Source organism: Arenibacter sp. F26102 (assembly GCF_023015865.1).
Taxonomy (GTDB): Bacteria; Bacteroidota; Bacteroidia; order Flavobacteriales; family Flavobacteriaceae; genus Arenibacter.
In genome coordinates, this window is record NZ_JALKBC010000019.1 from 13632 (window position 1) to 28149 (window position 14518).

The 14518-nt window shown below is 38.2% G+C and carries 12 protein-coding genes; all 12 read left to right on the forward strand.

The window, feature by feature from the left end; translation table 11 throughout:
- Window positions 1-26 precede the first annotated feature (26 nt).
- The 12 genes from MWU78_RS20010 (at window position 27) to MWU78_RS20065 (ending at window position 14513) form a co-directional block, all read left to right on the forward strand.
- Window positions 27-1064 carry a VWA domain-containing protein gene (locus tag MWU78_RS20010; protein ID WP_247001130.1) on the forward strand — a complete coding sequence of 346 codons (1038 nt, stop codon included), beginning with the start codon at window positions 27-29 and terminating at the stop codon, window positions 1062-1064.
- A gap of 13 nt (window positions 1065-1077) precedes the next feature.
- Window positions 1078-1932 (forward strand): tetratricopeptide repeat protein, encoded by an 855-nt coding sequence (locus MWU78_RS20015; protein WP_247001132.1) that lies wholly within the window; start codon window positions 1078-1080, stop codon window positions 1930-1932.
- A gap of 5 nt (window positions 1933-1937) precedes the next feature.
- The gene (locus MWU78_RS20020; RefSeq protein ID WP_247001134.1) at window positions 1938-3716 is read left to right on the forward strand and encodes a BatD family protein; all 1779 of its coding nucleotides are present in this window, start codon (window positions 1938-1940) and stop codon (window positions 3714-3716) included.
- A gap of 3 nt (window positions 3717-3719) precedes the next feature.
- The gene (locus MWU78_RS20025) at window positions 3720-4478 is read left to right on the forward strand and encodes a tetratricopeptide repeat protein (RefSeq protein ID WP_247001136.1); all 759 of its coding nucleotides are present in this window, start codon (window positions 3720-3722) and stop codon (window positions 4476-4478) included.
- A 59-nt stretch (window positions 4479-4537) separates the two neighbouring features.
- On the forward strand, window positions 4538-4834 hold the full coding sequence (locus MWU78_RS20030) for a hypothetical protein (protein ID WP_247001138.1): 297 nt from the start codon (window positions 4538-4540) through the stop codon (window positions 4832-4834).
- A gap of 396 nt (window positions 4835-5230) precedes the next feature.
- A complete protein-coding gene (locus MWU78_RS20035; RefSeq protein ID WP_247001139.1) occupies window positions 5231-5860 on the forward strand; it encodes a carbonic anhydrase in 630 nt (209 codons plus the stop codon).
- 154 nt (window positions 5861-6014) lie between these two features.
- Complete coding sequence (locus MWU78_RS20040) at window positions 6015-7865, forward strand: SulP family inorganic anion transporter (RefSeq protein ID WP_247001141.1); 1851 nt, start codon at window positions 6015-6017, stop codon at window positions 7863-7865.
- 125 nt (window positions 7866-7990) lie between these two features.
- Window positions 7991-9010, forward strand: coding sequence for a phenylalanine--tRNA ligase subunit alpha (pheS, locus tag MWU78_RS20045; RefSeq protein ID WP_247001143.1), 1020 nt, complete (start codon window positions 7991-7993; stop codon window positions 9008-9010).
- A 131-nt stretch (window positions 9011-9141) separates the two neighbouring features.
- Window positions 9142-9537 carry a hypothetical protein gene (locus MWU78_RS20050; RefSeq protein WP_247001145.1) on the forward strand — a complete coding sequence of 132 codons (396 nt, stop codon included), beginning with the start codon at window positions 9142-9144 and terminating at the stop codon, window positions 9535-9537.
- Between the two features lie 163 nt (window positions 9538-9700).
- Window positions 9701-10204 carry a transcriptional regulator gene (locus MWU78_RS20055; RefSeq protein ID WP_247001147.1) on the forward strand — a complete coding sequence of 168 codons (504 nt, stop codon included), beginning with the start codon at window positions 9701-9703 and terminating at the stop codon, window positions 10202-10204.
- A 12-nt stretch (window positions 10205-10216) separates the two neighbouring features.
- Window positions 10217-11350, forward strand: a complete 1134-nt coding sequence (locus MWU78_RS20060; RefSeq protein WP_247001149.1) for an efflux RND transporter periplasmic adaptor subunit — start codon at window positions 10217-10219, stop codon at window positions 11348-11350.
- A 25-nt stretch (window positions 11351-11375) separates the two neighbouring features.
- On the forward strand, window positions 11376-14513 hold the full coding sequence (locus MWU78_RS20065; RefSeq protein ID WP_247001151.1) for an efflux RND transporter permease subunit: 3138 nt from the start codon (window positions 11376-11378) through the stop codon (window positions 14511-14513).
- Window positions 14514-14518: the final 5 nt, after the last annotated feature.

The following is a 14518-nucleotide window of genomic DNA, read 5'->3' on the forward strand; positions in this document are numbered from 1 at the left end:
TTTGATTTACAAATGAAGAATACAAAATGATTCAATTAGACGAAAAATCATATTTATACCTATTATCCATCATTCCGGTGATGGTTGTCCTTTTTGTGCTACTTCAATTTTGGAAAAAAAGAACACAAAGAAAATTTGCCGACCTAACTCTTCTAAAGCGATTGACCCCTGACAGATCCAATTTTAAATCCAGTTTAAAATTAATTTTTATTCTATTGGGAATTGCATCTTTGACCATGGCCTTGGTCAATCCAAAAATTGGTACCAAATTGGAAACGGTAAAAAGGGAAGGGGTAGATATTGTGTTTGCCGTAGACGTTTCCAAAAGTATGTTAGCCGAGGATATTGCCCCCAATAGGCTGGAAAAGGCAAAACGCTTGGTTTCCGAAATTATCAATCAATTGGCAAGTGACAGAATTGGAATCATTGCCTATGCAGGTCAGGCATTTCCGCAATTGCCCATAACCACCGATTATGGTGCTGCCAAAATGTTCCTGCAAAATATGAATACCAATATGCTCTCCTCCCAAGGAACAGCTATAGATCAAGCTATAGAATTGGCATCTACTTATTATGATGATGAAGAACAAACAAATCGGGTTCTATTTATAATCTCGGACGGTGAGGACCATTCTGAAGGTAAGGTGGCCAACGCTGTTGAGGAGGCAACCAATGAAGGAATAAGAGTATTTACAATTGGGGTTGGAAAAACCAAAGGAGCACCAATACCCCTTAAAAGAAACGGCATTGTTGAAAGTCTAAAAAAGGATAACCAAGGGGAAGTCGTCATTACAAAATTAAATGAAGAAGTGCTACAAGAAATTGCCGAAGAAGGAAATGGACTGTATATAAATGGGGAAAATACCGAAGATGCTGTTTCTATCATTAAAGAGCAATTGAACCAGATGGACAAGAAGGAATTTGAGGCAAAACAATTCGCCGAATACAAAGATCAATTCCAATGGTTTTTGGGAGCAGGCCTTTTATTCTTATTTTTAGACATTTTTGTCTTGGATAGAAAAACCAAATGGTTGAAAAAACTGAATCTATTTAACGAGCGATAAACGAAGAAGAATCATGAGAAAGATTGTTTTTATCATCATATTGATCGGAAGCTTTATCCATGCCCAGGAGGCGGATAAGGATAAAGAAAAGGATATTAAAATTGCTACCAATTACACTTGGGAGGGAAATAAAGAACTTTCTGAAAGCAATTTTGTAAATGCCGAGGCCAATTATAGGAGAGCGATCTCCAAGAGTGCCGAAAACAGTATTGCCCCCTATAATTTGGGAAATGCCTATTATGAAAACAAAACTTATAGCGAGGCATTTGGACGGTTTAAGCAGGCGGGGGAAAATGCTACCAATAAAAAAGACAAGCATAAGGCCTACCATAATATGGGCAATGTCTTTATGAAAAACAAAGAATACCAAAAAGCGGTAGACGCCTATAAAGAGGCCTTAAGAAATGACCCTACTGATGAGGAGACCCGATATAATTTAGCTTTGGCAAAAGAAATGCTGAAAAAGCAACAGGAGGAAGAGCAAAAAAATGATCAAAATAAGGACGACCAGAACAAGGACGACCAAAAGGATCAAAAAGACCAAAATAAAGATAAAAACGAAGGGGATAAGGACGAAGACAATAAAGGCGACCAAAAAGAGGACCAAGGAGACAAGAAGGAAGACGGGGATAAGGGCGAGGAGAAGGAAGAAGACAAGAAAGAAGGAGAAGGAGATAATGAAGAGCAAAACGACGAGCCCTACAAGGCAGAGGAGGAGAATCAACAACAACCAAGGCCCAACCAATTATCTCCACAACAAGTAAAAAACTTGTTGGAGGCGATGCAAAACGAAGAGAAAAAAGTACAGGAAAAAATAGATGCACAGAAAGTGAAGGGTGCTAAGATCAAAAATGAAAAAGACTGGTAATACACGTGAATATTAAAAAATACATATCGTTATTTTCCTTGTTGTTCCTTGGCCTAGTATTAAATGCCCAGGATGATGAGTCCGTAACCTTCGAAATGAATCTCAGCAAAGATGTTTTGGGCATTAACGAACGTTTACGCGTCGACTTTACCATGAACAGGGATGGGGATAATTTTGCCCCCCCCGATTTTGAGGGGTTCAGGGTACTTATGGGTCCATCACAATCCATTAGCTCTTCTTGGGTAAACGGGGTAAGGAGCTTTTCCAAAACCTATACCTATACTTTGGCTCCAACAGCCAGGGGGAAGTTTACAATTAAACAGGCTACTATTGTTATCAAAGGCGAAACCTATAAATCCCTTCCTAAAGAAGTGGAGGTTACGGCGGCAGTTGAAAAGCCCAATGCGGAAAAAACGGTAGATGACGTTGCCGATGAAAGCTTACATTTGGTAGCAGAAATATCCAAAACAAGTCCATATCTAAATGAAGCTGTTACCGTAGTTTATAAACTATACGCCAGCCCCACTATAGACGTAACCAATTTTAGGGCTTTGGACAACCCTAAATATAACAATTTCTGGAGTCAGGATATTCCAGTTACTAAATACGATATTCAGAATACCACCTATAATGGCAAGTCTTACAGATCTGTCATCCTAAAAAGAGTAGTCCTATATCCCCAAAAAACAGGGGAATTGGAGATTGAACCCCTTTCGTTGGATGTGAGCCTACAGATTCCAACCAACAAACGTGATTTTTTTGGAGGAAGAATATTTGCCCAAACCAACAAGACCGTATCTGCAGGCAATAGGACAATTAATGTTAAACCCTTGCCCACAGAAGGGAAACCAGCAGATTTTAGCGGTGCTGTTGGAGAATTTCAATTTTCGGTAACCACCAGCAAAACACATTTGAACGCCTCCGAATCCCTTCAGGCCAAAGTAGCCATTAATGGGAAAGGAAATCTAAAGCTATTCGAGATTCCAGGATTAAATTTACCCAGTTCCCTAGAAGTTTATGAGCCAGAGTTCAACGAAAGTGTTCGTACCACTCTATCCGGAATGGAAGGCAACGTCAGCAATAGCTATACCGTAGTACCAACATTTAGGGGAAAGTATCCTATTCCAAGTATAGCGTTTAGTTTTTTTAATCCCAAAACAGAAAAGTATCAAACTCTGAATTCTGGGGAAATTCTGATAAATGTATTGGAAGGACCCACAAGCGGAATTGTAAATAATACTGGTCCTATTACCAATAATAAACAAAGGGTTGTGGCAACAGGGAATCAGTTTATATTTAACAAATTACAGCCAAACCTTAAAGCCATTGGTAGCAATTACTTTTTTGGTTCAAACAGCTTTTTTCTTTGGTGGCTCCTTCCTATATTGCTCATTCCCATTACCATTCTCTTTGGTAAAAAAAGAGAAGCGATTGCCAGCGACGTTGAAGGAAACAAAATTAAACGCGCCAATAAACTGGCCAGAAAATATCTTTCTGCGGCCAAAAAAGCCCTAGGCTCCAAAGAATCATTTTATGTGGCTCTGGAGAAAGCGTTGCACAATTATTTAAAGGCAAAGCTAAAAATAGAGACGTCTGAATTTAGCAAGGATAAGATCGTCACTTTATTAAGTGAAAAAAATGTAGACGAAACAACCCAAGAAGGATTTGTTGGCCTACTTAAAAATTGCGAAATGGCCAGATATAGCCCTTTCTCCGATGTACAAATGCAACAGGATTACAACAAAGCCAGTGAGGTTATTTCACAATTGGACAAACAAATTTAAGCAATGGTACGTGTATTAACTATTTTAGCCTATTTGGTATGTACCTTGGGATATTCCCAAAACGAACCCCTATTTGACCAAGCTACGGCATTCTATAACGAAGGGGAGTATACCCAGGCTGCGAACAACTATTTAAAGATATTGGAGAGTGGGGAACATTCCGCCGAACTTTATTTTAATTTGGGGAATACCTATTACAAACTAAATAATATTGCACCGAGCATCTATTATTACGAAAAGGCATTATTGTTAAAACCAAATGACCAAGACGTTAGAAACAATTTGGCATATGCACAAAATATGACTTTGGATGCCATTGAACCCTTGCCACAGACCAGCATTTCAAAATTATACAATAAATTAACGGCATATCTCTCCTTTGACCAATGGGCCTACGTTGCAGTTGGCTTTATGATCCTCTTTGTATGCTGTTACATTGCATTTTATTATTTCAAATATTCCGCCCAAAAACGAATAGCATTTATTAGTAGCATAATATTTCTTTTATTTAGCGTTCTATCCGTAATATTGGCTTATTTTCAGTATTCTAAATTTCAATCCGATCAACCAGCCATTGTTTTCGCGGAAGAAGTTGGCATTAAATCCGAACCTAACAACAGGAGTCAAGCTATTTTCAATCTACATGCCGGTGCCAAGGTTCATGTACTTGAAGAATTAAATGACTGGAAAAAAATTCAAATAGCTGACGGAAAAACAGGATGGTTATTGGCCGATGATATCAAAGAACTAAAAGACTTTTAAAAATTATTTAACAGTCTTATAACAGTAATACCATTATCTTCGCAATATTGAATGTGCCTATGAAGAAAAGTTTCCTCTATATTCTTATGTTTTATTGGAGTTTTGCCATTATGGCCCCGGCAATTATTACCATAATTGGCGATAATACGGTTATTGTGGTATCCAACTTAAATGAAGAGGAAAATCAAAATTCAGTTAATAAGTACGTAGCTGAAAAGCACATTTTATATAATAATACAGAAGATTTCTTTTCATCCTTATTGAATAATAAAAAAGTAGCCCATTCCAGATACTTATTGGGTTCCTCCAATTATATATTGGATATTAATCTTCCTCCCCCGGAACTCCTTTCCTAATAATCATTACTTAATATTAGATATATTTTACGGCATAATTTTTCAAGGGAATTTATGCCCAATACCAATATATCCACTAATTTAACGAGCGTAAGTTTTAAGAATATGTTATGACTGGACTAAAACAACCAGCAAAAAACATATTCCCAAGTGATTTGCAATTAATTTATATCCAATAAAGATTAGGGCATAATTAAGTGTAGGAACATAGCTCATTTAAGATTTGAATAAAATAATTTAACTAATCAAAATAAAAAAGAGCATAATATAACCCATCAGGTATAGGTCCCAAAAGCTTAGTGGACATTACCAAAGATTCACTTAATAATTAAAGATATTAAGGTGTATGTATAACGAAGGGCGATTTAATTATGACCTTAAAAAAATATATAAAAGATGAAAAAACTAGATCAAGTTTTTAAAAATAACGAAAAATGGATTCAAGAAAAATTATCGGTAAGTCCGGAATTTTTCAGTGATATGGGCAAAGGACAAAGCCCGGAAATACTTTATATTGGGTGCTCGGACAGTAGGGTAACCGCCGAAGAACTTATGGGAGTGGGGCCAGGAGAGGTCTTTGTACACCGTAACATTGCCAATATGGTTATAAGCATAGACCTTAATGTTATGTCCGTGGTAAATTATGCAGTTGAACACCTAAAAGTGAACCATGTTGTTGTTTGTGGCCATTATTCCTGTGGAGGTGTAAAAGCGGCTATGCAATCTGCCGATTTAGGTATTTTAAACCCATGGCTGAGAAACATTAGGGATGTATACAGAATACATAAAAATGAACTTAATGCCATAACCGACGAGGACAAAAAATATGATCGCTTGGTAGAATTGAACGTAGAGGAACAATGTATTAATCTAATCAAGACTGCAGCGGTTCAAAAAGCTGCCAGAGATCGCGACCTTACCGTACATGGTTGGGTTTTCGATATACATACTGGAAAGCTCATTGACCTAAAAATAGATTTCGAAGGTATTCTAAAGAACATAATGGAAATCTACCATCTCGATTAGGTGAACGCTAGCAATTGGGTAAACCAGATTTAGCTAATTAGGCATTAATTAATTTAAAGATATCCCAATCATTGCACAACTCCAAAACGGTTTACCGTCGTTAGGATTTGTGCAGTGAATTGTCAATAACTATAATCAATTTAAAAACATTAAAATGAAAAATATATTTTCAAATTTAAAGGGCGATCTATTTGGGGGAATTACCGCCGGTATTGTTGCCTTACCCTTGGCACTTGCCTTTGGGGTTTCTTCAGGACTTGGTCCGGACGCCGGTTTGTACGGCGCCATATTCATAGGCTTCTTCGCCGCATTATTTGGCGGCACCCCGTCTCAAATTAGTGGCCCAACTGCTCCAATGACCGCGGTAAGTTTGGTTGTTATTGCAGGAATCGTGGCTGCAAATAACGGCGATGTTGAAAAGGCGCTGCCCTCTATACTTTTGGTTTTCTTATTGGCAGGGGTACTTCAAATTCTATTAGGAGTTATAGGAGTTGGGAAATACATTAAATACATTCCCTATCCTGTTGTTTCCGGTTTTATGACCGCAATTGGGGTCATCATCATCATTACCCAAGTTCTACCAGCCATCGGTTACTATCCAAAAGAGGATAAGGATTATGTTTCAGAATATACACCCATGGCGGAAGAGGTGCTGTTGGATAAAATCTTGAAGGAAGAGGCCGGTGAAGGTTACTTGGTATTGGAGGACTTTAAAGAGACCCAAAAAAGAGCCGCAGAAGTAAGTGAGGAACACATTTTAATCGAGGCCAAAACCTTAGCGGGCAATGAGGCCAAATCTGTTATAGGTACTGTGAAAATATTGCCAAGGGCACTGGCAAATATAGATTGGCTGGAACTTATATTGGCATTATCTACCATTATAATTATCTTTGGATTCAAGAAAATTACTACTGCGGTCCCTAGTACCTTGGTGGCATTGTTAGTCGTGTCCGGAGCTGCTTTTGCCTTTAATATGGATTACAGGCCGATAGCAGAAATCCCCAGTGGATTTCCTCTGCCCCATTTCGAAATGTTTACCGATTTTAAATTCGCGCAGATATCCCCATACTTATTTGCAGCCCTATCGTTGGCCGTACTTGGTGCCATAGATTCCTTATTAACGTCAGTTGTTGCCGATAATATGACCAAAACAAAGCATAATCCCAATAAGGAATTATTGGGTCAAGGAATCGGGAATAGTATAGCCTCTATTTTTGGAGGGATTCCAGGAGCCGGAGCTACAATCCGTACCGTTGTAAATATTAATGCAGGAGGAAAAACCCGCTTGTCCGGAGCAATAGCCGCCATATTATTGTTAGTAATCCTTTTGGCATTAGGCCCAGTTGCCTCACAAATCCCTGCAGCCGTTTTAGCTGGTATTTTGGTAACCGTAGGTATTGGCGTTATGGATTATAAAGGGTTAAAAGCTATACCGGCCATGCCAAAAAGTGAAGTTGCCATTATGATTTTGGTGTTGTTACTTTCTGTTTTTTGGGATTTGGTAAGTGCCGTTGGTATAGGTCTTATAATTGCATCGCTAATCTTTATGAAAAAAATGGGCGATCTAACGGCGGAACGTTCAGATGTGAAGCCCCTACTTAAGGAAAGAGCCTGGGCAGATGAGGGAACTTTCCCTGAGAGCCTTAAATCAAGCGTATTTATTAAACACGTCAAAGGCCCTTTATTTTTTGGTTCAACAAGTGATTTTCAACAACTTGCCAAGCAGATACCGAAGACGGCCTCCACAGTTGTCATTAGAATGGATAGAATGCAATATATGGATCAATCCGGACTATACGCCATGGAGGATATTCTAGTTGATTTACGACGCGATAACATAGAAGTGCTATTCGTGGATGTTTTGGACCAGCCAAGGTATATGATGGAACGAATAGACATTATTCCAGATTTGGTGTCGAAGGAGCATATATTCGATACTTTTCAAGATTGCACCAATTATATCAAACAAAAGGAAAAGGTTCTAAGCGAACGCATTCCTGCTTAAAATTATACGAGCCCCACTAATCAATGGGGCTCGTTTTTTATTTAAGCAAAATCTATTCGCCGCTTGGCATAAAAGTTTTAAATTTGTGGCTCCTATTTTTAGGAAAGACAAGCCAAGCAGTTACCATGATAGAGGAAATAAAGGAACATATATTGGAGGTAGAAAAATTTTATTCTACCGATAAAGAGGCCATAGAGGCATTCCGAATTAAATACTTAGGAAAAAAAGGATTGTTCAATCATTTTTTTTCAGATTTTAAAAACGTGCCCAACGAGCAAAAGAAGGAGTTTGGCCAAACCGTAAACCAACTAAAAACAGTTGCCACCGAAAAGGTAAACGCCCTGAAGGAGGCTCTTGAAAACAAGAAGGAGGAAAAAGGAATTTATGGGGACTTAACCAGACCTGGAGAGCCCTTGGGACTTGGAACGCGTCATCCTATCTCTATAGTTAAAAATCAGATCATCGACATCTTTTCCCGAATTGGGTTCAATGTTTCCGAAGGACCGGAAATAGAGGATGACTGGCACAACTTTACTGCCCTAAACCTTCCGGAATACCATCCGGCCAGGGATATGCAGGATACCTTTTTTATTCAGACCGATCCGGACATTTTATTGCGTACCCACACCTCATCGGTACAGGTGCGATATATGGAAAATAACAAACCTCCGATCAGGACCATTTCACCTGGTAGGGTTTACAGGAATGAAGCTATATCCGCAAGGTCACATTGCTTTTTTCACCAAGTGGAAGGTCTCTATATAGATAAGGACGTTTCTTTTGCAGATCTAAAGCAAACACTACAATTTTTTACCACCGAACTGTTCGGCAAATCCAAAATAAGGCTTAGGCCATCCTACTTCCCTTTTACAGAACCTAGTGCCGAAGTAGACGTTTATTGGGGATTGGAAACAGAAACGGATTACAAAATGACCAAGGGAACAGGTTGGTTGGAAATCATGGGTTGTGGTATGGTAGACCCCAATGTACTTACAAATTGTGGAATCGACGCCAATGAATATTCCGGCTTCGCCTTTGGAATGGGTATAGATCGTATCGCACTATTACTCCATCAAATATCTGATATAAGACTCTTGAGTGAAAATGATGTGCGGTTTTTAGAGCAATTTAAGAGCGCCTTTTAGTTTTTTGACTAGCACTCTTAGAAGTGTTGGCAATATATCCGTTTATTGAAAGTGGCTCGGCCTATAAATATTGAATAACAAAAATCCCCCAACCATGGAATTGGAAGGAGGACGAAACATTTATCGCCCAAGTGAAAAAAGATATAGAAATTCCGATTGCAAAAAATGTACATGTGGCCATTATTCCCGAATGGAACGATGAGTTCTTGGAAAAAAATTGGAATGCCTATATCATTAACGACCGGGATACCGCAATTGAAGCAGTAATAGCGGTATCCAACGGCTACGAAGGAGATAGAAAAACATCTACCATGCGCCACGGACTTGGCGACATCCCCGCTAAGGAATACCGAAAGATTGAAGTGTTGCAGGAAGATATTTTAGCTTTTAACAATGAATTTTTCGTTACTTTTTTCGCAGATGACAAACTATACGAAAAACGCTTCCTCTTCGAAAAATACTCTATTAACGAATCCAATCTAAGCCCCATCCCTGTTATGGAATTGGAGGGCGTACTGGCCCAATAGTCCATTAATTATATCCAAAGAACCCATTCAGGTATCCATCTCAATTTAACAAAACTTTAATTTCGTTTAGTTCGGTTTGTTCAGAACCAATAAGTATATTTGCGCCTTATTTTACTGATTTCGGACAATTTCAATTCCCAAAACAGTAATAAAGCTATTAAAAATGAAAGACAATATCTGCAAAGAGAAAATGGCCTTAGTTGAAAAACTAGGTGTTCATTTAGAGGGTAGAGAGCAATTGGCACCTGTTGCTGCCCGTATTTTGGCTTATATAATCCTTACGGGAAAGAAAGGGTCCACTTTTGAAGATATGGTAACTATACTATGTGCAAGTAAAAGTACAATTTCTACACACCTTAATCATTTACAGGATTTAAATAAAATTGAGTATTACACAAAGACAGGAGACCGCAAAAAGTATTTTATAATCAATAAAAATACAATTATACAACATGTGGATAGAATGATCAGCCATTGGAATGCAGAGCGGGTCATTCATTTAGAAATTAAAGCATATAAAGAAACCCAAAATAAATTAAAAATTGAAAATGACGACGAGAAGTTCGATTTATCCTTTCACAATGATTACGTAAAGTTCGTAGATGAAGCGACAGCTTCAGTTAAAGAATTAAGAGAAAAATTAATTAGCAATAAATTCCATATTTAAACTCAACTAAAAATGAAGAATAATAAATTATATACCATACTAGGACTAAGTGTATTCTTAGTTATTGTGAGTTGTGGCAGCAAACAAGAAAACCCTGCTGCAGCACAACAAGCACCAGCGTTACCTTTTCCAGTGTCCCAAGTAGAACATAAAACCGTAACAGGATATATAGATTACCCCGCAACTATTGAGGGTAGGGTAAACAGTGATGTTAGAGCTAAAACATCGGGGTATATTGAGAAAGTATATGTAGATGAAGGTCAAAAGGTACAAAAGGGACAAGTATTATTTAAATTGGAAACACAGTCTTTGAATCAAGATGCCGTTGCGGCACAAGCGCGTGTTAATGTAGCACAAGTAGAAGTAGAAAAATTGATTCCCCTGGTAGAAAAAAACATTATTAGCCCTGTTCAATTGGAAACGGCCAAAGCCAATTTAGCACAAGCAAAAGCTAGTTATAGTGGAGTTTCAGCAAACATTGGTTATGCAACTATTAAAAGTCCAATAGATGGCTATGTTGGTTCCATAAATTTTAGGGAAGGTGCCTTAATTAGTCCAAGTGATGCAACTCCATTAACAACTGTAAGTGAAATTGACCAAGTATATGCGTTTTTTAGTTTCAATGAAGCACAATACATAGACCATTTACAGAGATCTGAAGGGAAAAGTAAAGCGGAACGAATTAAAAATTCTCCCGATTTAAGTTTGGTTTTGGCCAACGGTAAAATATATTCAGAAAAAGGACGTATTCAAACGAGTACAGGTCAAATAAATCAAAATACCGGGACCATAAAAATTAGAGCGGCCTTTAACAATCCAAACGAAATCTTAACCAATGGTAACAGTGGTAAAATAAGATTTCCTATAGAATATAAGGATGCTGTAGTGGTACCTCAAACAGCCACTTTTGAGCAACAAGGCAACATTATGATATTTAAACTTGGTGCCGACAACAAAGTAGAAACATCCATTGTAAAAATAAAAGGCTCAGTAGGAAACCTATATGTTGTGGAATCAGGTGTGGATACCAATGATAAAATTATTGTTTCCGGTGTAGGTAAACTAAGAAACGGGATGGTCATTACACCTCAAGAAACTTCCTTTGAAGAGGCCATTAAACCTGTAGCAACATTATTTAAGAACTAGTCACCAACTAACAAAAATAGTAGTCATGTTAAAAACATTTATTGAAAGACCCGTTCTTTCAACGGTAATTTCTATTATAATAGTATTACTAGGAATTATCAGTATTACTAGCTTACCTATCGAGGAATACCCGGATATTGCACCACCGACTATTAAGGTTTCTGCAAACTATACTGGAGCCAACGCAGAAACAGTTATGGAGAGTGTCATCATCCCAATTGAAGAACAGATCAATGGTGTGGAAGGCATGACGTACATTACGTCTACTGCATCCAATACAGGAGCTGCAGAAATTACTGTATATTTTAATCAAGAAATTGATGCCGATATAGCAGCAGTAAACGTGCAGAACCGTGTGGCAAGGGCAACTCCCTTATTGCCCCAAGAGGTTACCCAAACCGGTGTTACCACGCAAAAACAGGAAACGAGTGCGTTAATGTTTATATCCATGTATTCTGAAAGCGAAAATTACGATGCTACCTTTATTCAGAATTACTTGAAAATTAACGTAATTCCAGCAATGCAACGTATTAGTGGTGTTGGGGATGTTAGCGTCTTCTCACAACAGGATTATGCCATGCGAATCTGGTTAAATCCAGAAAAACTTGCTTCTTACGGTTTAATTCCTTCAGACATATCCGCAGTATTGGCAGAACAAAATTTAGAAGCGGCAGCTGGTTCTTTAGGTCAGAACAACGGAGAATCGTTTTCATATACACTAACCTATAGCGGACGTTTTAAAAACGAAAGCCAATACAGCGACATTGTAATTAAAGCGTTGGGAGACGGGGAGTTTTTACGCTTAAAAGATGTGGCTACTATTGAGTTGGATGCACAATCTTACGCGGCTAACGCGATGAGTAAAGGTTATCCAGCAGTGTTTATGGGAATCTTTCAAACAAAAGGTTCCAACGCCCAAGAAATTATTGAGAACATTAAAATTACTTTGGAATCGGTTAAAGCCGACCTTCCGGAAGGTTTGGACATTTTTGTGCCATACGATACAAGTCTGTTCCTAAATGCGTCTATTGATAAGGTAATAACCACCTTGTTAGAGGCATTTTTATTGGTATTCTTAGTGGTGTTTATCTTCTTGCAAGATTTTCGTTCCACCTTAATTCCTGCAATTGCAGTACCAGTTTCCATTATTGGAACCTTCTTTTTCTTGAATATTTTCGGCTATTCCATCAACTTATTAACGCTATTTGCACTAGTGCTAGCTATTGGTATTGTGGTAGATGATGCTATTGTTGTGGTAGAAGCTGTTCATGCCAAGATGGACAACGGAGAACACAATCCTAAAAAGGCAACCTTAACAGCCATGAACGAAATATCCGGAGCTATTATATCAATTACCTTGGTAATGGCAGCGGTATTTATCCCGGTAACCTTTGTAACGGGTCCAACAGGTGTATTTTATGAGCAATTTGGTGTTACTTTAATTATTGCCATCCTTATTTCTGCTGTAAATGCTTTAACGTTAAGTCCGGCCTTATGTGCTCTGTTATTAAAAGAACACAAGGAAGACGAAGAATTAAAAGGAAAAAGCCCGATAAAACGTTTTTACACATTATTCAATCGTGGCTTTAACGCATCAATAGATAAATATGGCAAATCACTTCAATTTTTATACAGAAGAAAATTCGTTTCCGTTTTATTATTGATCATTGCCGTTATAGGAATTTATTGGGCATCCACAACAACTCCAACAGGTTTTGTACCTAATGAGGATAGAGGAATTATCTTCGCAAATATTGAGTTGCCACCAGGGGCCTCTTTGGATAGAACAGATGCCGTGTCAAGAAAATTATTCGACAAAATAGACGGTATCGACGGTGTTGTAGCCGTTAACTTTATTAAAGGTCGAAGTATCATCAGTGGATCGGGCAGTAACTTTGGGTTTGGTATTATAAAACTTGAGGATTGGAGCGAGCGTAAGGATGAAGCCCTATCAGCACAAGCCATTACAGGAAAATTATTTGGTATAGCCGCTACTATTCCAGAAGCTAATATTATATTCTTTTCACCACCAAGTATACGTGGTTTTGGTAACTCTGCTGGTTTTGAGATTAATTTACTGGATAAATTTGGAGGAGAGTTCACGGATTTGGACAAGGCCAAGAATGACTTTACCATGGCCTTAATGCAGCATCCAGAAATTAAATACGCAACGTCCGCATTTAACACGAATTACCCACAGTACGAAATGGAGGTGAATGTGCCTTTAGCAAAAGAAAAAGGAGTTTCCATAACAAGTATCTTTTCCACATTACAGGGATACATTGGTGGAATTTATGCCTCGGATTTTTCAAGATTTGGAAAGCAATTTAGGGTATACATACAAGCATTGCCAGAAGACAGAGCAGATGAAAGTGCGTTAAACAGTATGTACGTAAGAACGGATACAGGAGAAATGACGCCAATTACACAGTTTGTCAATCTAAAACGTGTATATGGTCCGCAATCGGTTACCCGTTTCAACTTGTTCAATTCTACGACTATAACTGGTGCCACAAACGACGGATTTAGTACAGGTGATGCCATCAGAGTTATTGAGGAAGAAGTAGCAAAACTACCGACCAATTATACTGTGGCCTATTCTGGATTAACCCGGGAAGAGGTGAATGCAGGAAACCAAACCACCTTTATTTTTATATTAAGTATCCTGTTTGTGTATTTCTTATTAAGTGCACAGTACGAAAGTTATTTACTGCCATTTGCAGTTGTATTATCCTTGCCGTTCGGTGTATTTGGCGCGTATATAAGTACAAAGTTTTTAGGTCTGGAGAACAATATATATTTCCAAATAGCCCTAATCATGCTTATAGGATTGCTCGCTAAAAACGCCATCCTTATAGTGGAATTTGCGCTACAAAGACGAAAGAATGGCGAGAGTATCGTTGATGCGGCCATCCATGGGGCAAAAGCGCGTTTACGTCCAATTTTAATGACCTCATTTGCCTTTATTCTAGGATTAATGCCATTGGTGTTGGCAAATGGAGTTGGGGCAGAAGGAAACAACTCTATCGGAACAGGAGCAGCGGGAGGAATGCTTATCGGAACCATTTTGGGTGTCTTTGTAATTCCCATCCTATTTATCTTATTTCAGTGGCTACAAGAAAAAGTCTCAAGTAAACCAGCAGTACAAACTATTGAAGATTAAGAACA

Coding starts and splice junctions, on each gene's coding strand:
- MWU78_RS20010 (WP_247001130.1), top strand. CDS start 27: ATGATTCAATTAGACGAAAAATCATATTTATACCTATTATCCATCATT.
- MWU78_RS20015 (WP_247001132.1), top strand. CDS start 1,078: ATGAGAAAGATTGTTTTTATCATCATATTGATCGGAAGCTTTATCCAT.
- MWU78_RS20025 (WP_247001136.1), top strand. CDS start 3,720: ATGGTACGTGTATTAACTATTTTAGCCTATTTGGTATGTACCTTGGGA.
- MWU78_RS20030 (WP_247001138.1), top strand. CDS start 4,538: ATGAAGAAAAGTTTCCTCTATATTCTTATGTTTTATTGGAGTTTTGCC.
- MWU78_RS20035 (WP_247001139.1), top strand. CDS start 5,231: ATGAAAAAACTAGATCAAGTTTTTAAAAATAACGAAAAATGGATTCAA.
- MWU78_RS20040 (WP_247001141.1), top strand. CDS start 6,015: ATGAAAAATATATTTTCAAATTTAAAGGGCGATCTATTTGGGGGAATT.
- pheS (WP_247001143.1), top strand. CDS start 7,991: ATGATAGAGGAAATAAAGGAACATATATTGGAGGTAGAAAAATTTTAT.
- MWU78_RS20055 (WP_247001147.1), top strand. CDS start 9,701: ATGAAAGACAATATCTGCAAAGAGAAAATGGCCTTAGTTGAAAAACTA.
- MWU78_RS20060 (WP_247001149.1), top strand. CDS start 10,217: ATGAAGAATAATAAATTATATACCATACTAGGACTAAGTGTATTCTTA.
- MWU78_RS20065 (WP_247001151.1), top strand. CDS start 11,376: ATGTTAAAAACATTTATTGAAAGACCCGTTCTTTCAACGGTAATTTCT.